17 protein-coding genes are annotated in these 21079 nt (G+C 72.4%); 13 read left to right on the forward strand and 4 right to left on the reverse strand.

Annotated elements, in window-relative coordinates; all coding sequences use genetic code 11:
• Positions 1–20: 20 nt before the first annotated feature.
• The 3 genes from J8403_RS37430 to J8403_RS37440 all read right to left on the reverse strand — a co-directional run bounded on the left by J8403_RS37430 (position 21) and on the right by J8403_RS37440 (position 4255).
• Entirely contained in the window at positions 21–1142 is a 1122-nt protein-coding gene (locus tag J8403_RS37430) for an FAD-dependent oxidoreductase (RefSeq protein WP_211127053.1), read from the reverse strand.
• Between the two features lie 186 nt (positions 1143–1328).
• The gene (locus J8403_RS37435) at positions 1329–3722 is read right to left on the reverse strand and encodes an ATP-binding cassette domain-containing protein (RefSeq protein WP_211127054.1); all 2394 of its coding nucleotides are present in this window, start codon (positions 3720–3722) and stop codon (positions 1329–1331) included.
• Positions 3723–3844: 122 nt separating this feature from the next.
• Positions 3845–4255 carry a VOC family protein gene (locus J8403_RS37440; RefSeq protein ID WP_211127055.1) on the reverse strand — a complete coding sequence of 137 codons (411 nt, stop codon included), beginning with the start codon at positions 4253–4255 and terminating at the stop codon, positions 3845–3847.
• Between the two features lie 153 nt (positions 4256–4408).
• Between J8403_RS37440 and J8403_RS37445 the strand changes: the two genes are divergently transcribed.
• The 9 genes from J8403_RS37445 (at position 4409) to J8403_RS37485 (ending at position 15036) form a co-directional block, all read left to right on the forward strand.
• Positions 4409–4828, forward strand: a complete 420-nt coding sequence (locus J8403_RS37445) for a helix-turn-helix transcriptional regulator (protein ID WP_246586425.1) — start codon at positions 4409–4411, stop codon at positions 4826–4828.
• A 9-nt stretch (positions 4829–4837) separates the two neighbouring features.
• Entirely contained in the window at positions 4838–5254 is a 417-nt protein-coding gene (locus tag J8403_RS37450) for a VOC family protein (protein ID WP_059145481.1), read from the forward strand.
• 62 nt (positions 5255–5316) lie between these two features.
• Positions 5317–6288, forward strand: coding sequence for an oxygenase MpaB family protein (locus J8403_RS37455; RefSeq protein WP_211127057.1), 972 nt, complete (start codon positions 5317–5319; stop codon positions 6286–6288).
• Between the two features lie 22 nt (positions 6289–6310).
• Positions 6311–8515 carry a serine/threonine-protein kinase gene (locus J8403_RS37460; RefSeq protein ID WP_211127058.1) on the forward strand — a complete coding sequence of 735 codons (2205 nt, stop codon included), beginning with the start codon at positions 6311–6313 and terminating at the stop codon, positions 8513–8515.
• A gap of 407 nt (positions 8516–8922) precedes the next feature.
• Positions 8923–10479 (forward strand): phytoene desaturase family protein, encoded by a 1557-nt coding sequence (locus J8403_RS37465; RefSeq protein WP_211127059.1) that lies wholly within the window; start codon positions 8923–8925, stop codon positions 10477–10479.
• 120 nt (positions 10480–10599) lie between these two features.
• A complete protein-coding gene (locus J8403_RS37470; protein ID WP_211127060.1) occupies positions 10600–11703 on the forward strand; it encodes an NAD(P)H-dependent flavin oxidoreductase in 1104 nt (367 codons plus the stop codon).
• Between the two features lie 114 nt (positions 11704–11817).
• A complete protein-coding gene (locus tag J8403_RS37475; RefSeq protein WP_211127061.1) occupies positions 11818–13374 on the forward strand; it encodes an acyl-CoA synthetase in 1557 nt (518 codons plus the stop codon).
• Between the two features lie 242 nt (positions 13375–13616).
• The gene (locus J8403_RS37480; RefSeq protein WP_211127062.1) at positions 13617–14219 is read left to right on the forward strand and encodes a chorismate mutase; all 603 of its coding nucleotides are present in this window, start codon (positions 13617–13619) and stop codon (positions 14217–14219) included.
• A gap of 148 nt (positions 14220–14367) precedes the next feature.
• Positions 14368–15036, forward strand: coding sequence for a Type 1 glutamine amidotransferase-like domain-containing protein (locus J8403_RS37485; RefSeq protein WP_211127063.1), 669 nt, complete (start codon positions 14368–14370; stop codon positions 15034–15036).
• Positions 15037–15113: 77 nt separating this feature from the next.
• Here J8403_RS37485 and J8403_RS37490 read toward each other — a convergent pair whose 3' ends face one another.
• Positions 15114–16766, reverse strand: coding sequence for an acyl-CoA synthetase (locus J8403_RS37490; protein ID WP_211127064.1), 1653 nt, complete (start codon positions 16764–16766; stop codon positions 15114–15116).
• Between the two features lie 165 nt (positions 16767–16931).
• Between J8403_RS37490 and J8403_RS37495 the strand changes: the two genes are divergently transcribed.
• The 4 genes from J8403_RS37495 to J8403_RS37510 are packed head-to-tail and all read left to right on the forward strand — an operon-like array spanning position 16932 to position 20996.
• Positions 16932–17738 (forward strand): crotonase/enoyl-CoA hydratase family protein, encoded by an 807-nt coding sequence (locus tag J8403_RS37495; protein ID WP_211127065.1) that lies wholly within the window; start codon positions 16932–16934, stop codon positions 17736–17738.
• A 58-nt stretch (positions 17739–17796) separates the two neighbouring features.
• Positions 17797–18756: a Zn-ribbon domain-containing OB-fold protein gene (locus J8403_RS37500; RefSeq protein ID WP_211127066.1), complete on the forward strand. Its 960-nt coding sequence runs from the start codon at positions 17797–17799 to the stop codon at positions 18754–18756.
• Positions 18757–19833, forward strand: coding sequence for a thiolase domain-containing protein (locus J8403_RS37505; RefSeq protein ID WP_211127067.1), 1077 nt, complete (start codon positions 18757–18759; stop codon positions 19831–19833).
• A complete protein-coding gene (locus tag J8403_RS37510) occupies positions 19830–20996 on the forward strand; it encodes a thiolase domain-containing protein (protein ID WP_211127068.1) in 1167 nt (388 codons plus the stop codon). The genes J8403_RS37505 and J8403_RS37510 overlap by 4 nt, the downstream gene beginning before the upstream one ends.
• Positions 20997–21079 lie beyond the last annotated feature (83 nt).

Here is a 21079-nt window from a genome sequence, read left to right on the forward strand (position 1 = left end):
TGGTGGCCTCAGCCGGCGGCTCATGAGGGCTGCTCGTCCCGGGCGAAGATGTTCATCACGTCCTGGAGGGTGGGATGGTCAGGGTCTTCGGCTGTCGGGAGCTGCTCGGCGCTGCGCGGGAACATCGCCTGCTCGTAGGCGGAGAGCGCGGCCTCGGTGTCGCCCGGGTGCGCGGCGAGGGCCTCACCGAGGTCGGCGCCGTCCAGCATGGCCAGGTTGGCGCCCTCGCCGTTCGGGGGGATGAGGTGGGCGGCGTCGCCGAGCAGGGTCACCCCGGGCACCCGGTCCCACCGGTGGCCGACCGGCAGCGAGTAGAGGGGGCGCAGCACCGGTGCGGTGTCGCTTTCGGTGATCAGGGCGGTGAGTTCCGGTGCCCAGCCGTCGAACGCCCGCAGGATCCGTTCGGTGGCCGCGGCGGGATCGTCGAAGTCGATACCGCCGAACCACTCCAGCGGTTCGGTCAGCATCGCGTAGACGTGAAGGGTCTCATCCTTCTCCCGTTGGGCCCCGATCTGCCGGTTGCCCTGATCGCCCGCGAACATCGACCCTCCACCGACCGCCTTCGCGGCAGCGGGGTGCCGCGTGTCCGCGTCGAACAGATAGGTCTCGACGAACGATGTGCCGGCGTACACGGGGCTCGCGCCGGAAACCACCGGCCGGACCCGTGACCACGCGCCATCCGCGCCGACCAGCAGGCTTGTGACGACGGTGCCGCCGTCGGCGAAGGTCACCTCATGGCGACCCTCGCCGAGGCCACGCACGCAGCGGACCTTGTGCCCCCACCGGACGGTGCCCGCCGGGAGCGAGTCGAGCAGCAGCTGCCGCAACTCGCCGCGCTGCACCTCGGGGCGTCCGCCCGTACCGTCGTCGGGCTCGTCGAGCAGGACGTTTCCCTCCCGGTCCAGACCCCGCACCGCCTGACGGCCCTCCAGGACGATGCCGCGGAACTCATCCATCAAACCGGCCGCCCTCAGGGCCAGTTGGCCGTTGTAGTCGTGGATGTCGAGCATCCCGCCCTGCGGACGCGCCGTCGGCGAGGACTCCGCCTCGTAGACGGTGGCCGGAATGCCGTGGACGTGCAGGACGCGGGCGAGCGTGAGCCCGCCGAGTCCGGCGCCGATGATCGTGACATGAGTGGTCATGCGGATTCCTCGCCTGTCGGATGCCCGCCGGACGGGCACCCGGCAGGCTCTCCGGCAAGGCTCCGGTCCTCCGCCGACAAACCACCGGCCCTGCGCCGACAAGCCACCGGCATCGGACCGACAGCCCCGAGATACCACCGACACCGCGGCTCCGGCGGCTCTCGTGGCCCGCGCCGGCCACCTCGGTCAGGCGCCGATGTACTCCGCGAGGTGCTCGCCGGTGAGGGTGGAGCGCTCGGCGACGAGGTCGGCGGGGGTGCCCTCGAAGACGATGCGGCCGCCGTCGTGACCGGCACCGGGGCCGAGGTCGATGATCCAGTCGGCGTGTGCCATGACCGCCTGGTGGTGCTCGATGACGATGACCGACTTGCCGGAGTCGACGAGCCGGTCGAGCAGGCCGAGCAGTTGCTCGACATCGGCGAGGTGCAGACCGGTGGTCGGCTCGTCGAGGACGTAGACGCCGCCCTTGTCGGCCATGTGGACGGCCAGCTTCAGCCGCTGCCGCTCGCCGCCGGAGAGCGTGGTGAGCGGCTGGCCGAGGGTGAGGTAGCCGAGTCCGACGTCCGACATCCGCTGGAGGATCTTGTGGGCCGCAGGCGTGCGCGCCTCACCGCTGCCGAAGAACTCCTCGGCCTCGGCCACCGACATCGCGAGTACCTCGCTGATGTCACGGCCGCCGAGGTGGTACTCCAGCACCGACGCGTCGAACCGCTTCCCCTCGCACTCCTCGCAGGTGGTGGCGGTGCTCTGCATGATCCCCAGGTCGGTGTAGATCACGCCGGCGCCGTTGCAGGTGGGGCAGGCGCCCTCGGAGTTGGCGCTGAACATCGCCGGCTTGACGCCGTTGACCTTCGCGAACGCCTTGCGGATCGGGTCGAGCAGCCCGGTGTACGTCGCCGGGTTGCTCCGGCGCGAGCCGCGGATCGGGGTCTGGTCCACCGAGACCACACCCTCCGGGGCCGGGATGGAACCGTGGAGCAGTGAGCTCTTGCCGGAGCCGGCGACGCCGGTGACGACGCAGAGCACGCCGAGCGGGATGTCGACGTCGACGTTCCGCAGGTTGTTCGCCGTCGCGCCCCGGATCTCCAGGGCGCCGGTGGCCTTGCGGACCGTCTCCTTGAGCCCGGCCCGGTCGTCGAGATGGCGGCCGGTGACGGTCTCGCTCGCCCGCAGCCCCTCGACACTGCCCTCGAAGCAGATGGTGCCGCCCGCCGTGCCGGCGCCCGGTCCGAGGTCCACGACATGGTCGGCGATGGCGATCGTCTCCGGCTTGTGCTCCACCACCAGCACCGTGTTGCCCTTGTCCCGCAGCCGCAGCAGCAGGTCGTTCATCCGCTGGATGTCATGCGGGTGCAGGCCGATGGTGGGCTCGTCGAAGACATAGGTGACATCGGTGAGCGAGGAGCCGAGGTGGCGGATCATCTTGATGCGCTGCGCCTCGCCGCCGGAGAGCGTGCCCGAGGCCCGGTCGAGCGAGAGGTAGCCGAGGCCGATCTCCACGAACGAGTCGAGGGTGTGCCGCACCTTGGCGAGCAGCGGTGCCACCGACGGCTCGTCCAGTCCGCGGACCCATTCGGCCAGGTCGCGGATCTCCATCGCACAGGCGTCGGCGATGTTGACCTTGCCGATCCGGGAGGAGCGGGCCAGCTCGCTGAGCCGGCTGCCGCCGCATTCGGCACACTCGGCGAAGGTGACCGCCCGGTCCACGAACGCCCGGATGTGCGGCTGCATCGACTCGCGGTCCTTGGCGAGGAACGACTTCTGGATCTTCGGGATCAGCCCCTCGTAGGTGAGGTTGACGCCATTGATCTTCACCTTGGTGGGCTCGCGGTAGAGGAAGTCGTGCCGCTCCTTCTTGGTGTACTCGCGGATCGGCTTGTCCTTGTCGAAGAAGCCCGACTCGGCGATGACCCGCACGACCCAGCCGCCACCGGTGTAGGTGGGGATGGTGAACGGGTCCTCGGCCAGTGACTTGGAGTCGTCGTAGAGCTGGGTGAGGTCGATGTCGGAGACCGAGCCCCGGCCCTCGCAGTGCGTGCACATGCCGCCGGTGCGGCTGAAGCTCACCGTCTCGGTCTTGGTCTTCTCGGCACCGCGGTCGACCGTGAACCCGCCCTTCGCCGAGACCGAGGCCACGTTGAAGGAGTACGCGCCGGGCGGGCCGATGTGCGGCTCGCCGAGCCGGCTGAAGAGGATGCGCAACATCGCGTTGGCGTCGGTGGCGGTGCCGACGGTGGAGCGGGGATCGGATCCCATCCGCTGCTGGTCGACGATGATCGCGCTGGTCAGCCCGTCGAGTACATCGACCTCGGGCCGCGCCAGGGTCGGCATGAAGCCCTGGACGAAGGTGCTGTAGGTCTCGTTGATCAGCCGCTGCGACTCCGCGGCGATGGTGGTGAACACCAGCGAGCTCTTGCCCGAGCCGGAGACGCCGGTGAACACCGTCAGCCGGCGCTTCGGGATCTCGATGCTGACGTCCTTGAGGTTGTTCTCGCGCGCGCCGTGCACCCGGATCAGATCGTGGCTGTCGGCGATGTGGGGCACAGGTGACCGCTGGTCCGTGTCCGTGGCCATGCTCATCGTGTCTCCATCTGTTCGGGCGGGGCCGCCTTCGCGATCTCCAGCGGGGTCGCCTGGCTCGATCTGACCAGGTTCGAACAATACGTCCGGTTCACGGCTCGTGGCTGCCGGGGCCGGACGGCTCAGCGCAGCTCGTTGATGCGGATCATGTTGCCCGCGGGATCGCGGAAGGCGCAGTCGCGAATGCCGTACGGCTGCTCGGTCGGCTCCTGGACGACCTCGGCGCCGCTGGTCCGCACCCGTGCGAAGACGCCGTCGAGGTCGGCGGTGGCCAGGGTGACGCGGGCGTAGCTGCCCTTGGCCATCATCTCGATGACCGTGCGGCGCTCGTCGTCGGTGATGCCGGGGCCGAGGGCCGGGGGCTCCAGGACGATGGAGGTTCCGGGCTGCCCGGCCGGGCCGACCGTGATCCAGCGCATCCCGTCGTATCCGACGTCCTTGCGGACCTCGAAGCCGAGGGTGTCGCGGTAGAAGGCGAGCGAGGCGTCCGGGTCGTCGTGCGGGAGGAAGGTCCAGTGAATGGTGAGGTCCATGGCGATGACGCTAGCCGCGCCCGCGTGACGGGGGCTTCTCCATTCCTGACCGGTGCGGCCGGCCGCTTCTCCCGGCCGGTCGCACCTCCTTCCCGGCCCCGGGCAGTTCCTTCCCGGCCTCCGGCGCTGTGGGAAACTGAGCCGGTGAAACGGCTGGAGCTCGATGACCTGGTCCGGCTGCGGCGGGCCCGCGACCGGATGGACCGCGACTACGCCGAGCCGCTCGACGTCCCGGCGCTCGCGCGTGGCGCCCTGATGTCGCCGGGCCACTTCTCCCGCAGCTTCCGCGCCGCCTTCGGCGAGACGCCGTACAGCTATCTGATGACCCGCCGCATCGAGCGGGCCAAGGCGCTGCTGCGCCGCGGCGACCTCACGGTGACCGAGGTCTGCATGGCGGTCGGCTGTACCTCGCTCGGGTCGTTCAGCTCGCGCTTCACCGAGCTGGTCGGCGAGAGCCCGAGCAGCTACCGGGCCCGGAGCCATGACCACGGCGCCGCCATCCCGGCCTGTATCGCCAAGATCCACACGCGACCGGTCAGGAACGGAGAAGCGAGCCCCGCCGACCGGCCGTAGCGTGAGCGCATGGACATCACACTCTCCAGTTGCTTCATCGCCGTCGACGACCACGACAAGGCGCTCGCCTTCTACCGCGATGCCCTCGGCCTCGAGGTCCGCAACGACGTCGGGTTCGAGGGAATGCGCTGGGTCACCGTCGGGGCGCCCTCACAGCCGGACGTGAACATCGTCCTGGAGCCGCCGCTGGCCGACCCCAACGCCTCGCCCGCCGACAGACAGGTCATGGCGGAGCTGATGGCCAAGGGCCTGTTGCGCGGTGTCATCTTCGCCACCGACGACTGCGACGCCACCTTCGAGCGCGTCAGCGCCGCGGGCGGCGAGGTGCTGCAGGAGCCGATGGACCAGCCGTACGGCGTCCGCGACTGCGCGTTCCGCGACCCCTCCGGCAACATGCTGCGCTTCACCCAGCCCCTGAAGAAGTGAGCCCCTCGGGGCCCGCCCACGGGCCCGGCGCCGCCTAGGCTGGCCGTCGGGAGGTGGTGGCCATGGCGGCGGCCATACGGCAGGGCGGATCGGCCATACGGCAGGGCGGATCGGACGCCGACCCGGGGCTCTACGGCCCCCGGTCGGTCACCTGGCAGATGCACGGCGACCCGGTGATGTGGATCGCCGGGGTGCGCGCCCTGTACCTCCAGGCCCTGCATCCGCTCGCGGTGCGCGGCGTCACCCAGAACTCCGACTTCCGCAAGGACGCCTGGGGAAGGCTGCTGCGCACCGCGCGGTTCGTCGCCACCATCACCTACGGCACCACCGAGGCCGCCGAGCGGGCGGGCGCCAAGGTCCGGGGCATCCACCGCAGGCTCTCCCTGACCGACCCCGTCACCGGTGTCCGGCACGGCGTCGACGAGCCCGAGCTGCTGCTGTGGGTGCACTGCGCCGAGATCGACTCGTACCTCCATGTGATGCGGCGCTCCGGCTATCCGCTCACCGACGCCCAGGCGGACGCCTATGTCGCCGAGAACGTGGTGTCCGCCCGGCTGGTCGGCCTCGACCCCGCCGACGTACCGGCCGATACGGCGGCGCTCGCCGCGTACTTCGCAAAGGTGCGCCCCCAACTCGCCGACACCCCCGAGTCCCGGGAGGTGGACGCCTTTCTGCGGCGGCCCCCGGTCCATGCCCTGCTCGTCCCGGCGCGTGAGGCGATCTGGGGGCGCTTCGCCGCGCTCGCCTACGGGTCCCTGCCCCCGTACGCCCACGAACTGTACGGGCGCCCCGCGCCCCCGCCGGCCGCGGTCACCCGCCGCCTGCGGGCGATGGGCAGGGCGCTGCGCTGCATCCCGCCCACGGCCCGCTGGCAGCTCCCGCCGAAGCACATCATGCGCGCGGTCGAGCGGCTCGGACCGGGCAGCCGCCCCTCGCCCTACAAACTGCGCAGAAACGCGGCCATACTGGACAGCGGGGATGCGACGGGGGTTCGGCCGCACGCGGCCGGTCTCCACGGGGGCGGCGGAAGCTGACTTCCGCCAAGGCAGGGGGAGCATGGCGGACATCAGGCTGATCCAGGGCCGGTACCGGCTGCTGGACCGGATCGGGCGCGGGGGAATGGGCGAGGTGTGGCGGGCGCGCGACGAATCGCTCGGCCGCCGCGTCGCCGTCAAATGCCTCAAACCGCTGGGGTCGCGCCACGACCCCTCGTTCACCGGTGTGGTGCGCGAGCGCTTCCGCCGGGAGGCGCGGGTGGCCGCCGCGCTGCAGCACCGCGGGGTCACGGTGGTGCATGACTTCGGTGAGTACGAGGGCGCGCTGTACCTGGTCATGGAGCTGCTGGAGGGCCGTAACCTCAGTCAGCTGCTGAAGGACAACGAGCGCCGCCCGCTGCCGGTCCCCGAGGTGCTGGACATCGCGGAGCAGGTCGCCGCGGCCCTCGCCTACACCCATGACCAGGGCGTGGTGCACCGCGATCTGAAGCCGGCCAACATCATGCGGCTCACCGACGGCACCGTGAAGCTCTGCGACTTCGGCATCGCCCGCCTCGGCCATGACGTCGGCTTCACCTCCCGGCTCACCGGCACCGGCGTCGCCATGGGCACCCCGCACTACATGTCGCCCGAGCAGATCGCGGGCGACCCGGTCGACCACCGCAGCGATCTGTACTCCCTGGGCTGTGTGCTCTACGAACTGGCCACGGGGGCGCCGCCGTTCGCCCTCGACGACGCATGGGCGGTCCTCGTCGGCCACCGCCACACCCAGCCCGCCCCGCCGCGCGGCCACCGGCCGGAACTCCCCGAGCGGTTCGAGCGCGCCGTCCTCGACCTGCTGGCCAAGACCCCGGAGGGGCGGCCACGCGACGCCGCCGAGCTCGCCCGGCGGATCGCCCCGGCGCGCCCGTCCCGATGGCCGACGGCTCCGCCGCTCCCCGGGCCGCGCGGTGCCCTCCCGGCCGCCGGACCCCCGGCTCCCCGACTTCCGTCCTGGGCCCGGGACATGACCACCGGCTCCAAGGCGCACACCGGCGGCGTGGGACTGCTGTCGGCGACCCCGCCCGACGCGACGGCCGGGCTCACCGGCGCCTGGACCGGACGCCGCGTCAGCGCGCTGCCCGCGCCGCCGCCTCCGTCCGGAGTCCGGGCCCGGCTCGCCGACCGGCACCGCGCCGCGCTGGACCTCGGGCGGCTGGGCCGCTGGGAGGAGGCCGTGGCAACCCACCAAGAGGTGGCCGCCGAGCGCGAGCGCGCGCTGGGTCCCGACCATCCCGACACCCTCGCCAGCCGCTATGAGGCCGCCTTCGCCCTCGGGATCCTGGGCCGCCCCGGCGACGCCCTGCGCGAGTACGAGCGGGTCGCGGCGGGCCGCCGGCGCGCCCTGGGCCCCGACCACGCGGACACCCTCGCCGCCCGCCAGGAGACCGCGTTCACCCTGGGCCGCCTCGGCCGCTTCACCGAGGCCCAGCACCTCTATGCGGCGGTGCTCGCCGCCCGCGAGCGCACGATGGGCGCCGACCACCCCGACACCCTGCGCTGCCGCCACAACCTCGCCTTCAACCTGGGCTGTCTGGGGCGCCTGACGGAGGCGTACCGCATGGCGGAAGGGGTGGCCGCCGACCGCGCCCGGGTGCTGGGCCCCGACCACCCCGACACGCTGGTCACCCGCTACGAGGTGGCGTACGCCCTCGGCCGCCTCGACCGCTGGCGGGAGGCCCTGGACATCTTCCGCGAGGTGGCCGCCGACCGCGCCCGCACCCTCGGCCCCGACCATCCCGACACCCTCGCCGCCCGCTACGAGATCGGCGTCGGCCTGGGGCGGCTGGACCGGGGCGCGGAGGCCCTCGCGGCCTACCGCGCCCTCGTCGAGGACCGCACCCGCGCCCACGGCCCGGCCGATCCGGAGACCCTGCGCGCCCGGCACGGCCTCGGCGTCAGCCTCGGCCGGCTGGGCCGCTGGGAGGAGGCGCTGGCCGAGGCGCGGGAGGTCTGCGACCTCCGCGAGCGCGCCCTGGGCCCCGACCATCCGGACACCCTGGTCAGCCGTCGTGAGGTGGCCGTCGCTCTGGGCTGGCTCGGCCGCTGGTCCGACGCGCTGGACGGCTACCGCCGGGTGACCCGCGCCCGCACCCGCGTCCTGGGCCCCGACCATCCCGACACCGTCGTCAGCCGCGGTGACGAGGCCCACTGCCTGGAGCGGCTGGGCCGGGGCGCCGAGACGGCGGAGACGACGGAGACGACGGAGACGACGGAGACAGCCTAGGCAACCGAGCGGGCCTGGGCGGCTGAAGCGGGCCGAGCGGGCTTGGGTGGCCGAGACGGCCGAGAGGGTCCAGGCGGTGGCCACGGCCCAGGCGGCGGGGCCGGGTGAGCGGGCCGAGCGGGCCTGAGCGGCCTCGATGAAGTCCGGTGCGGTTCGGGTGCGCCCCGAAGGGGCGCGGGGCTGTGTCGATGTGCGGCTCCGCCACGTGGGCGACCGGCCACGAAACAGCCGCGGATGAACGACCGCACCTCGCGGCACTTCCCGCGGAGCGCTTAGGCGGCCGAGCGGGCCCAGGTGGCCGGGACGGCCTGGGCGGCGGCCATGGCCCAAGCGCCGGGACGGCGGGTGCGGCAGGGGTGACCTGCGGCGCTCTGGCCCCGGCGATCAGCGCGTGCTAACCAGAGGGCATGTCTCACAGCGATGCGTATGACGTCGTCATCGTCGGCGGCGGTCACAACGGTCTGGTCGCCGCCGCCTATCTCGCCCGCGCCGGGCGGACCGTGCTGGTGCTCGAGCGCCTCGGCCACACCGGTGGCGCCGCCGTGTCGACACGGCCCTATCCCGGCGTGGACGCACGGCTCTCGCGCTACTCCTACCTGGTCAGCCTGTTGCCGCGGCGGATCGTCGACGACCTCGGACTGCGCTTCGCGGTGCGCAAGCGCGCGGTGTCCTCGTACACGCCCGAGGTCCGGGGCGGGCGCCACACCGGGCTGCTGGTGGACGCCGGCTCCTCCGCCCGGACGCGCGCCGCGTTCGCGCGGCTGACCGGATCGGAGCGGGAGTACGAGTCCTGGCAGCGCTTCTACGGCATGACCCAGCGCGTCGCCGAGCGCGTCTTCCCCACGCTGACCGAGCCGCTGCCCACCCGGGAGGAGCTGCGGGCCCGGATCGGGGACGACGCGGCGTGGCAGGCGCTGTTCGAGCGGCCGCTGGGGGAGGCGGTCGAGGCGGCGTTCGACGACGACCTGGTCCGGGGCGTGGTCCTCACCGACGCGCTCATCGGCACCTTCGCCCGGGCCCACGACCCGTCGCTGCGTCAGAACCGCTGCTTCCTCTACCACGTGGTCGGCGGCGGCACCGGCGACTGGGACGTCCCCGTCGGCGGCATGGGCGCGCTCACCGATGCCCTGGCCGACGCCGCCCGCGCGGCGGGCGCGCGGATCGCGACCGGGTGCGAGGTCACCGCGATCGCCACCGACGGCACCTCGGCCGAGGTGCGGTACGAGGGCGAGGCGGGGGAGTCCACCGCGGCCGCCCGGCATGTGCTCGTCGGGGCCGCGCCGCGCGAGCTGGCCCGGCTGCTGGGCGAGGAGCCGCCCGGCCCGCCCGCGGAAGGGGCGCAGCTCAAGGTGAACATGCTGCTGCGCAGACTGCCCGCGCTGCGCGACCGCGAGGTGGACCCGCGCGAGGCGTTCTCCGGGACGTTCCACATCGCCGAGGGGTACGGCGCCCTGGAGGACGCGTACCGCCAGGCGGCCGCGGGGGAGCTGCCGCACCGGCCGCCGTCGGAGATCTACTGCCATTCGCTGACCGACCCGTCGATCCTCGGCCCGGAGCTGGCACGCGAGGGCTATCAGACCCTGACCCTGTTCGGACTGCACACCCCCGCCCGGCTGTTCACCGAGGACAACGACGCGGCGCGCACCGCCCTGCTGCGCGCCACCCTCGCGGAGCTGGACGCGCATCTCGCCGAGCCGATCACCGACTGTCTCGCCCACGACGCCGACGGCCGGCCGTGCATCGAGGCCAAGACCCCGCTGGACCTGGACGCCGAGCTGCGGCTGCCCGGCGGCAACATCTTCCACCGGGACCTGGCCTTCCCGTACGCCCAGGAGGGCACCGGCCGCTGGGGCGTGGAGACGCGCCACGCCAATGTGCTGCTCTGCGGCGCGGGGGCGGTGCGCGGCGGCGGGGTGAGCGGAATCCCCGGGCACAACGCGGCCATGGCGGTGCTGGGGAAGTGACACCCGAAAGTCCTCGGAGAGTCCTCCCGACGGCCCTGGGGGCGCATTTCTTCCACCGAATCTGACGTAGCGTCAGAAAAACTCTTCCCTCGTCCGCCCCCCTGCGGCATCCTGCCGACCATGCAGACGGAGCTGAGCACAAGGCTGGGTGTCGAGCACGCCGTCTTCGGCTTCACGCCGTTCCCCGCCGTGGCCGCGGCGATCAGCCGGGCCGGCGGCTTCGGTGTGCTCGGCGCGGTCCGCTACGGCGCGGGCGAGGAGCTGGCCCGCGACCTCGACTGGATGGAGGCGCACGCCGACGGCAAGCCCTACGGCGTGGACGTGGTGATGCCCGCGAAGAAGGTGGAGGGGGTCACCGAGGCCGATATCGAGGCGATGATCCCCGAAGGCCACCGGGCGTTCGTCCGGGACACCCTCGCCAAGCACGGCGTCCCCGAGCTCGCCGAGGGCGAGGCGTCCGGCTGGCGGATCACCGGCTGGCTCGAGGAGGTGGCCCGCAGCCAGCTCGACGTCGCCTTCGACTACCCCGTGAAACTCCTGGCCAACGCCCTGGGCTCGCCCCCGGCCGATGTCGTCGCCCGCGCCCATGACCACGGCATCCTCGTGGCCGCCCTCGCGGGCAGCGCCCGCCACGCCCTCCACCACAAGGAGGCGGGGCTCGATGTCATCGTCGCCCAGGGGTACGAGGCGGGCGGCCACACCGGCGAGATCGCCTCCATGGTGCTCACCCCCGAGGTGGTGCGGGCCGTGGACCCGCTGCCCGTGCTCGCCGCGGGCGGTATCGGCAGCGGTGAGCAGATCGCCGCCGGGCTGGCGCTGGGCGCCCAGGGCGTGTGGATCGGCTCCCTCTGGCTCACCACCGAGGAGGCCGAACTGCATTCGCCGGCCCTCATCCGCAAGCTGCTGGCGGCCGGCTCCGGGGACACCGTGCGCTCCCGCGCTCTGACCGGCAAACCCGCCCGCCAGCTGCGCACCGAGTGGACCGACGCCTGGGAGGACCCGGACGGCCCGGGCCCACTGCCCATGCCGCTCCAGGGACTGCTCGTCGCCGAGGCCGTCTCCCGCATCCAGAAGCACGAGGTGGAACCGCTGCTCGGCACGCCGGTCGGCCAGATCGTCGGCCGGATGGACGAGGTCCGCCCGGTCCAGGCCGTCTTCGACGACCTGACCCGGGGCTTCGAGCGGGCCATCGACCGCGTCATCCGCATCGCCGAGCGCGCCTGACCGGGCGCACCGCAACCCGCCCGGCCTCGCCCGACCCTGCTCGCCCCCGCCCCACCTCGCCCGATCTCGTCCCACACCGCCTGACACCGCCGTCAGAAGGAGGACCGGACCGCCATGTCCCCTACACCCAACGGCTTCTGGGCCCAGGCCGCGCTCGAGCCCGACCGCACCGTGCTCATCGCCCCGGACGGTGAGGAGTGGACCGCCGGGCGGCTGCACAGCGCGTGCAACCGGCTCGTCGCCGGGCTGCGCGCCGCCGGGCTGCGACGCGGCGACGCCCTGGCGGTCGTCCTGCCCAACGGGGTGGAGTTCTTCGTCGCCGCCCTCGCCGCCACCCAGGCCGGGCTCTATCTGGTGCCGGTCAACCACCATCTGGTCGGCCCCGAGATCGCCTGGATCGTCTCCGACTCCGGCGCCAAGGTGCTGATCGCCCATGAGCGCTACGGCGAGCGGGCGGCCGCGGCCGCCGACGAGGCGGCGCTGCCCGCGACCCACCGCTACGCGGTCGGTGCCATCGACGGCTTCCGCCCGTACGCCGAGCTGATCGAGGGGCAGCCGGAGGAGCCGCCCGCCGACCGCGAGCTGGGCTGGGTCATGAACTACACCTCCGGCACCACCGGCCGTCCGCGCGGCATCCGCCGTGCGCTGACCGGAAAGCTCCCCGAGGAGAGCCACCTCGGCGGCTTTCTGCGCTTCTTCGGCATCACCCCGCGCTCCGAGGAGCCCGACCACGTCCATCTGGTGTGCTCACCGCTCTACCACACCGCCGTACTGCAGTTCGCGAGCTCGTCGCTGCACATCGGCCATCCCCTGGTGCTCATGGACAAGTGGACGCCCCAGGAGATGCTGCGCCTCATCGACACCTACCGCTGTACGCACACCCATATGGTGCCCACCCAGTTCCACCGGCTGCTCGCCCTGCCCGACGAGATCAAGCGGTCCTACGACGTCTCCTCGATGCGCCACGCCATCCACGGCGCCGCACCCTGCCCCGACCATGTGAAACGCGCGATGATCGAGTGGTGGGGCGGCTGTGTCGAGGAGTACTACGCGGCCAGCGAGGGCGGCGGCGCGTTCGCCACCGCCGAGGACTGGCTGAAGAAGCCGGGGACCGTCGGCCGCCCCTGGCCCATCAGCGAGCTCGCCATCTTCGACGACGAGGGCACCCGGCTCCCGGCCGGTGAACTCGGCACCGTCTACATGAAGATGAGCACCGGGGGCTTCGCCTACCACAAGGACAAGAGCAAGACCGAGAAGAACCGCATCGGCGACTTCTTCACCGTCGGGGACCTCGGCCTCCTGGACGACGACGGCTATCTCTACCTCCGCGACCGCAAGATCGACCTGATCATCTCGGGCGGGGTCAACATCTACCCCGCCGAGATCGAGGCAGCGCTGCTCACCCACCCGGCCGTCGCCGACGCCGCCGCCTTCGGGATCCCCCACGAGGACTGGGGCGAGCAGGTCATCGCGGTCGTGGAACCCGCCGAGGGGCATGCGCCGGGGCCCGAGCTGGCCGCCGGGATCCTCGCCCACTGCACCACCCGGCTGGCGGGTTACAAATGCCCCAAGTCGGTGGAGTTCATCGCCGAGATGCCGCGCGACCCCAACGGCAAGCTCTACAAGCGGCGGCTGCGCGCGCCCTACTGGGAGGGTGCGGAGTCGCAGTAGTGAGGGTGTGGGGCGGCCTGCTGAGCGCCAGTGGCAACCAGTAAGGCGAGCAGTGCCGATGAGCGCCGGCGCCGCCCGATCCGGCCAACGCGCCACGGGGCCGGTTCCGCTTTCCCGCGGGACCGGCCCCGTGGCGTGCCGAGGGTGTGGCGTCCTATCGTTCCAGAACCCGTCGGGCGCCCCCCGGGGCTGCTGGGGCGACGCCTCGGGCCGCCCGCCCCGCGAGAGAGGAACCCCCGCCCATGCGACCGCATCTGTCCCCGCGTCATGCGCTGATCGCCGCGCTGACCACCGCCGTGCTGGCCACGGGGGCCACCGCCGCCTTCGCCGCTCCGGCGGGTCCGGCCCGTGTCCACGGCGCCCTGCGGCCGCTGGTCGATCTGTCCGCGCAACGGGTGCTGGTGGCCGATGAGGTCGCCGCCGCGAAGTGGGGCACGGACAGCCCGATCGACGACCCGGCGCGGGAGCGGGAGGTGCTGGACGCGGTGGCGCGGCAGGCCGAGGAGCTGGGCGCCGATCCCGTGGCGACCTCCAGGATCTTCCGCGACCAGATCGAGGCCAGCAAGGTCGTCCAGCGCGGCCTCTACCGCCGCTGGGACGCCGACCCCTCACAGGCTCCCACCGAACGCCCCGACCTCGGGCAGATCCGGCTGGAGATCAACCGGATCAACGGCGAACTCGTGCGCGCCATCGCGGACTCGGCCGCCGTGCGCGAGGCCCCCTCCTGCGTGGGGCGGCTCACGGCCGGGGCCGCGGCGGTGATCCATGGGCGGCATCTGGACGCGCTGCACAGCGTGGCGCTGGGGCGGTCCCTGCCGTCGGTGTGTGAGCGGACGGCGCCGTAAGCCCGCGGTGCGGGTCGGGCCCCCGCCCCGCCGGCCTCCGACCGGCGGCCCGCTCCTCAGTGCCGGTTCCTGATGCGGCCATGTCATGGCGGTATGGGTGGATCCTGGGTTCGTTGCGCGCGCCCGTCAGTCGTGCTTGGCTCGCCCGATGAACCTTCTGCTGACGGCGAGTGGCCTGCGTAACGAGACGCTGCGGGATGCGCTGCGGGACATGCTGGGAAAGCCGTTCGGGGAGGCGAACGTCGTGTACGTTCCCACGGCGTCCGTTGCCGAGCCCGGGGACCACGGGTGGTTCGTCGCCGACATGAACCTGCTGCACGGCCTCGGCTGGCGGGAGTTCGACGTCCTGGAGCTGAACGGCCTGCCCCGGCAAATGGTGCTCGACCGGCTGTTGCACGCCGACGTCATCTACGTCGAGGGCGGCAGCCACTACCACCTCGCGCGCAGCATCACCGGCAACGGCCTGGCCGACGGCTTCCTGGAGGCGCTGGAGAGCCGGGTCTACGTGGGGGTGAGCGCCGGGTCAATGATCTTCAGCCGGAATCTCACCGGACACTCCGCCGACGTCATCGGGGACGCCGCGGACCTCCACGTGCTCGGCGCGACGACCGTGGAGCCGCCGTTCGGCCTCTTCGACTGGTATCTCAAGCCCCACCTGTACTCGCCGGACTTCCCCGAGCGGGACGACGCCTGGGCTGATCGCATCGTTGCGCGGGCGGACTTCCCGATCTACTTCATCGACGACGAGACGGCCGTTCGCGTCAGGGACGGCGAGGTGGATGTCCTGTCCGAAGGCCGGTGGCGGTTCCATCCGTGACCCGACGCGTGGTGGGGAGCGGCCCGCCGCAGGCGTCACCATCCGCCGGACAGGCCCTGGCCGCCGTGCTGGGCGGTTCAGTCCCCGTCCGGGCTGTCCGGGTCCGCCTCCTGTGCGACCGCCCGCGCCCAGCGGTAGTCCGCCTTGCCGCTGGGGGAGCGCTGGATGCGGTCGGTGAAGACGACCGTACGCGGGATCTTGTAGCCCGCGAGCCGCTCCCGGCAGTGGTCGCGGACCGCGTCGGCGGTGAGCCCGGAGGCTTGTGTCCGGGGCTGGACGACGGCCGCGACGCGATGGCCCCAGCGGGGGTCGGGGACGCCCGCCACCAGCGCGTCGTACACGTCCGGATGGGCCTTGAGGGCCTGTTCGACCTCTTCGGGATAGACCTTCTCGCCCCCGGTGTTGATGCACTGCGAACCGCGCCCGAGGACGGTGATCACGCCCTGTTCGTCGACGGTCGCCATGTCGCCGAGCAGCACCCAGCGCTCCCCGTCCGCCTCGAAGAACGTCTCGGCGGTCTTCTTCGCGTCGTTGTAGTAGCCGAGCGGCACATGGCCGCGCTGGGCGATCCGGCCGGGCTCGCCGGGTGCCACCGGGGCGAGGGTCGCCGGGTCCACCACCGTCGTACGGGCGTTGACGTGCAGCCGGAAGCCCTTCTCGGGGCCGGAGTCGTCGGTGGCCGTGCCGTTGAACCCGGACTCCGAGGAGCCGAAGTTGTTCAGCAGCAGGGTGTGCGGGGCGAGTTCGGCGAACTGGGCGCGTACGGTCTCCGACAGGATCGCGCCCGAGCTGCTGACGCTGAGCAGCGAGGAGAGGTCGGTGCCCTTGAGGGGGCCGGTCAGGGCGTCCACCAGGGGCCGCAGCATCGCGTCGCCGACCAGTGAGACGGTGGTGACCTTCTCCTTCTCGACCGTCCTCAGGACATCCTGAGGCACGAACTTCCGGTGCAGCACCACCTTCTGACCGAAGTTGAACGCGATGAAGGCCGTGAGGGTGGAGGTGCCGTGCATCAGCGGCGGAGTGGGGAAGAAGACCAGCCCCTCGCCGCCCGCGGCCACCCGCTCGGCCAGCTCCTCCGGGCGCCCGACGGGCCGGCCGGTCGGAGCGCCGCCGCCCAGTCCGGAGAAGAAGAGGTCCTCCTGCCGCCACATCACGCCCTTGGGCATACCGGTGGTGCCGCCGGTGTAGATGATGAAGCGGTCGTCGGGGGACCGCCCCGGGAAGCCGCGTTCGGGTGACCCGGACGCCTCGGCGTCGGTGAACGCCACGGACGTACGGGAGCCGTCTCCCGGGCCGTCTCCGTTGCCGCCCCCGGTGCCGACCCGCACCAGATGGCGCAGGCTGTCGGTGTGCGGCAGCGCGGCGGCCACCCGCTCGCCGAACTCGGCGTCGTAGACCAGCGCGGCCAGGTCCGCGTCGCGGTAGAGATAGACCAACTCGTCCTCGACGTAGCGGTAGTTGACGTTCACCGGCACCGCCCGGATCTTCACGCAGGCCAGAGCGGTCTGGAGGTACTCGACGCCATTGCACAGATGCAGCCCGACATGCTCGCCCGGGGCGATACCGCTGTCCCGCAGATGGTGGGCGAGCCGGTTGGCGGCCGCGTCCAGCTGGGCGTAGGTGAGCCGCCGCTCGGCTCCGGTGCCGGGGTGGTCCAGATACACCAGCGCCTCTCTGTCCGGCACCGTGTCGACGATCGACTCGAACAGGTCGGCAAGGTTGTACTCCATGACTCCTCCTGACCCCTCGATCCGGCGGCTCGGCGCTCATTAGAGCCGCGCCGGGATGAGGTGGGAAGGCCCCCGGTCGAAGAAATCTGACTGAGCATCAGATTTCTCTTGAAGTCGGCCTTCCCCTGCTGCAACCTGTTCTAGGTCTCGAGACGGGAGGACGTCGTGACAAGCGGGACCGAACACCTCATCGTCGAGCGCGTCGGCGCGACCCTGGTGCTCACCTTGAACCGGCCCGAGGCCAGGAACGCGCTCTCGCTGCCGATGCTGGTCGGGCTGTACGACGGCTGGACCGAGGCCGACGAGGACGACGCCGTGCGCTCCGTGGTGCTCACCGGCGCCGGTGGGGCCTTCTGCGCGGGAATGGACCTCAAGGCGCTCGCGGCCGGCGGCCGGATGGATGGGGAGCACGTCCGCGACCGCCTCGCGGCCGACCCCGATCTGCACTGGAAGGCGATGCTCCGCCACCATCGGCCGCGCAAGCCGGTGATCGCCGCCGTCGAGGGCCCCTGTGTCGCGGGCGGCACCGAGATCCTGCAGGGCACCGACATCCGGGTCGCCGGCCGCGGCGCCACCTTCGGGCTCTTCGAGGTCCGGCGCGGGCTGTTCCCAATCGGCGGCTCCACCGTACGGCTGGCCCGCCAGCTGCCCCGCACCCACGCCCTGGAGATGCTGCTGACCGGGCGCCCCTACCCGGCCGAGGAGGCGGCGCGGATCGGGCTGATCGGCCATGTCGTCCCGGACGGCACGGCGCTGGAGAAGGCCCTGGAGATCGCCGAGCTGATCAATGCCAACGGTCCGCTCGCCGTCGAGGCGGTCAAGGCGTCGGTCTACGAGACCGCCGAGATGACCGAATCCGACGGCCTGAAGTCCGAACTCGAACGCGGCTGGCCGGTCTTCGACACCGCCGACGCCAAGGAGGGTTCGAAAGCCTTCGCGGAGAAACGGCCGCCGGTCTACCGCCGGGCGTGATCCCCCAACACCTCAGGCCGCCGCCCCACGCCGGCCGCGCGGAAGGAGACACACCCCCATGACCCCGGCTCCCTCACCCGAGGTGCTCCAGGCGCCTCTAATCGTCGAGTTCCCCTTCACCCGCTCCCTCGGCCCGGTGCAGAGCGCCTTCCTCACCGGACTGCGGACACGCACCGTGCTCGGCGTGCGCACCACCGACGGCCGGGTGCTGATGCCGCCCGTCGAATACGACCCGGTCACCGCCGACGAGCTGTCCGACCTCGTCGAGGTCGCTCCCACCGGCACCGTCACCACGTGGGCCTGGAACCCCGCGCCGCGCCGCGGCCAGCCCCTGGACACCCCCTTCGCCTGGGTGCTGGTGCGGCTGGACGGCGCGGACACCGCTCTCCTCCACGTCCTCGACGCGCCCGGCCCCGACGCGGTGCGCACCGGTATGCGGGTGCGGATCCGCTGGGCGGGGGAGCGGGTGGGCGCCATCACCGACATCGCCTGCTTCGAGCCGTACGACGGCGCCGAGGGCGGCGAAGCCGTGCCGCACAGCGGGGAGTTCACCGACCCCGTCACCGGCATCGTGGCCCCCGCCCGCCTCGACTACACCTACGCACCCGGCCGCGCCCAGTCGCGCTATCTGAAGGCCCTCGCCGACCACACCATCCGCGGGGAGCGCTGCCCGTCCTGCCGCAAGGTGTACGTCCCGCCCCGGGGCGCCTGCCCCACCTGCGGGGTCGCCACCGACGAGCAGGTGGAGGTCGGCCCGCGCGGCACGGTCACCACCTTCTGCATCGTGAACATCAAGGCCCGCAACCTCGATATCGAAGTGCCGTACGTCTACGCCCATATCGCCCTGGACGGCGCCGGTCTGGCCCTCCACGGGCGCGTCGGCGGCATCCCCTACGAACAGGTGCGCATGGGGCTGCGCGTGGAGCCCGTATGGAGCGAGGACAGCCGCTACCCCGACCACTACCGCCCCACCGGCGAACCCGACGCCGACTACGACACCTACAAGGAGCTGTTGTAGATGCGAGAGGTTGCCATCGTCGCCTTCGGCCAGAGCGACCACCGGCGCGACAGCGCGGAGGTCTCCGAGGTCGAGATGCTGATGCCCGTCCTCCATGAGGTGCTCGACGCCGTCGGACTCCGGGCGGGCGAGATCGACTTCACCTGCTCCGGCTCCTCCGACTATCTGGCGGGCCGGGCCTTCTCCTTCACCATGGCCCTCGACGGCGTCGGCGCCTGGCCGCCGATCTCCGAGTCCCATGTGGAGATGGACGGCGCCTGGGCGCTGTACGAGGCGTGGACGAGGCTGCTGACGGGCGAGGCGGAGACCGCGCTCGTCTACTCCTACGGCAAGTCCTCGCCCGGCGATCTGCGGGAGGTCCTGACCCGCCAGCTCGATCCGTACTACGTGGCGCCCCTGTGGCCGGACTCGGTCTCCCTCGCCGCCCTCCAGGCCCAGGCGCTGCTCGACGCGGAAGACGCCGAAGACACCGTCGCCGACGAGCGGGCACTGGCCGCGGTCGCCGCGCGCAGCCGGACCGCGGCCGAGGACAATCCGCACGCTCAGGTGACCGGTTCACCGCCGCCCGAGGCCCTGCTGGGCGACCCCTATCTGGTGCGGCCGCTGCGCCGCCACGACTGCCCGCCGGTCGGTGACGGCGCGGCCGCCGTCGTGCTCGCCGCCGGGGACACCGCGCGCAGGCTCTGCCACCGCCCGGCCTGGATCCGCGGCATGGACCACCGGACGGAGGCGCACAGCCTCGGCGTACGGGACCTCACCCGCTCCCCGTCCACCCGGCTCGCCGCCGAGCGCGCGGGCGCCTTCGAGGCCCCCGCCGACCTGGCCGAGCTGCATGCGCCGTTCACCTCGCAGGAGCTGATCCTCCGCCGGGAGCTGGGGCTGGGGGAGGGCGTACGCGTCAATCCGTCCGGCGGGGCGCTGGCCGCCAACCCCATGATGGCCGCCGGGCTGATCCGCCTCGGCGAGGCCGCCGCCGCCATCCACCGCGGCGCCGCCGACCGGGCCCTCGCCCATGCCACCTCGGGCCCGTGTCTGCAGCAGAACCTGGTGGCGGTCCTGGAAGGGGATGTCCTGTGACCAAGGAGCCGGTGGCCGTCGTCGGGATCGGCCAGACCAAGCACACCGCCGCACGCCGGGATGTCTCCATCGCCGGGCTGGTCCGGGAGGCCGCCGTACGGGCCCTGGACGACGCCCAGTTGACCTGGGCGGACATCGACGCCGTCGTCATCGGCAAGGCGCCCGACTTCTTCGAGGGCGTCATGATGCCCGAGCTGTACCTCGCCGACGCGCTCGGCGCGGTCGGCAAGCCGATGCTGCGCGTGCACACCGCCGGTTCCGTCGGCGGCTCCACCGCGCTGGTGGCCTCGGGCCTGGTCGCCTCCCGTGTCCACCGGACCGTGCTCACCCTCGCCTTCGAGAAGCAGTCGGAGTCGAACGCCATGTGGGGGCTGTCCCTGCCCATCCCCTTCCAGCAGCCGCTGCTGGCCGGGGCGGGCGGCTTCTTCGCCCCGCACGTACGGGCGTACATGCGGCGCACCGGCGCGCCCTCCGGTATCGGCGCCCTCGTGGCCTACAAGGACCGCCGCAACGCCCTGCGCAACCCCTACGCCCATCTGCACGAGCACGATCTGACGCTGGAGAAGGTGCGGTCGTCCCCGATGCTGTGGGACCCCATCCGCTACTCGGAGACCTGCCCCTCCTCGGACGGCGCCTGCGCCATGGTGCTCACCGACCGGGCCGGGGCGGAACGTGCCCCGTATCCGCCCGCCTGGATGCACGGCGGCGCCATGCGCAGCGAGCCGACGCTCTTCGCGGGGAAGGACTGCGTCTCGCCGAGGGCCGGCCGGGACTGCGCGGCCGATGTCTACCGCCAGGCCGGGATCACCGATCCGCGCCGGGAGATCGACGCGGTGGAGATGTACGTGCCCTTCAGCTGGTACGAGCCCATGTGGCTGGAGAACCTGGGCTTCGCGGACGAGGGCGAGGGCTGGAAGCTCACCGAGTCGGGGGTGACCGAGATCGACGGCGAGCTTCCGGTCAACCCCTCCGGCGGGGTGCTGTCCACCAACCCCATCGGCGCGTCGGGGATGCTGCGGTTCGCCGAGGCCGCGCTCCAGGTGCGCGGACGGGCGGGCGAACACCAGGTCGACGGCGCCCGTAAGGCGCTCGGCCACGCCTATGGCGGGGGCTCGCAGTTCTTCTCGATGTGGGTGGTCGCGGACACGCCGCCCGCCAATTGAGTCTCCTCCTCAGTCCTTCTTTCGTGGCCTGTGCGGCACCCGTCACGATCGCTAGGGTGGGGCGCGGACGACGATCCGGGAGG

The sequence above is a fragment of the Streptomyces yatensis genome (assembly GCF_018069625.1).
Classification (GTDB): Bacteria; Actinomycetota; Actinomycetes; order Streptomycetales; family Streptomycetaceae; genus Streptomyces; species Streptomyces yatensis.

Coding starts and splice junctions, on each gene's coding strand:
- J8403_RS37430 (WP_211127053.1), bottom strand. CDS start 1,142: ATGACCACTCATGTCACGATCATCGGCGCCGGACTCGGCGGGCTCACG.
- J8403_RS37435 (WP_211127054.1), bottom strand. CDS start 3,722: ATGAGCATGGCCACGGACACGGACCAGCGGTCACCTGTGCCCCACATC.
- J8403_RS37440 (WP_211127055.1), bottom strand. CDS start 4,255: ATGGACCTCACCATTCACTGGACCTTCCTCCCGCACGACGACCCGGAC.
- J8403_RS37450 (WP_059145481.1), top strand. CDS start 4,838: ATGGACATCACACTCTCCAGTTGCTTCATCGCCGTCGACGACCACGAC.
- J8403_RS37455 (WP_211127057.1), top strand. CDS start 5,317: ATGGCGGCGGCCATACGGCAGGGCGGATCGGCCATACGGCAGGGCGGA.
- J8403_RS37460 (WP_211127058.1), top strand. CDS start 6,311: ATGGCGGACATCAGGCTGATCCAGGGCCGGTACCGGCTGCTGGACCGG.
- J8403_RS37465 (WP_211127059.1), top strand. CDS start 8,923: ATGTCTCACAGCGATGCGTATGACGTCGTCATCGTCGGCGGCGGTCAC.
- J8403_RS37470 (WP_211127060.1), top strand. CDS start 10,600: ATGCAGACGGAGCTGAGCACAAGGCTGGGTGTCGAGCACGCCGTCTTC.
- J8403_RS37475 (WP_211127061.1), top strand. CDS start 11,818: ATGTCCCCTACACCCAACGGCTTCTGGGCCCAGGCCGCGCTCGAGCCC.
- J8403_RS37480 (WP_211127062.1), top strand. CDS start 13,617: ATGCGACCGCATCTGTCCCCGCGTCATGCGCTGATCGCCGCGCTGACC.
- J8403_RS37485 (WP_211127063.1), top strand. CDS start 14,368: ATGAACCTTCTGCTGACGGCGAGTGGCCTGCGTAACGAGACGCTGCGG.
- J8403_RS37490 (WP_211127064.1), bottom strand. CDS start 16,766: ATGGAGTACAACCTTGCCGACCTGTTCGAGTCGATCGTCGACACGGTG.
- J8403_RS37500 (WP_211127066.1), top strand. CDS start 17,797: ATGACCCCGGCTCCCTCACCCGAGGTGCTCCAGGCGCCTCTAATCGTC.
- J8403_RS37505 (WP_211127067.1), top strand. CDS start 18,757: ATGCGAGAGGTTGCCATCGTCGCCTTCGGCCAGAGCGACCACCGGCGC.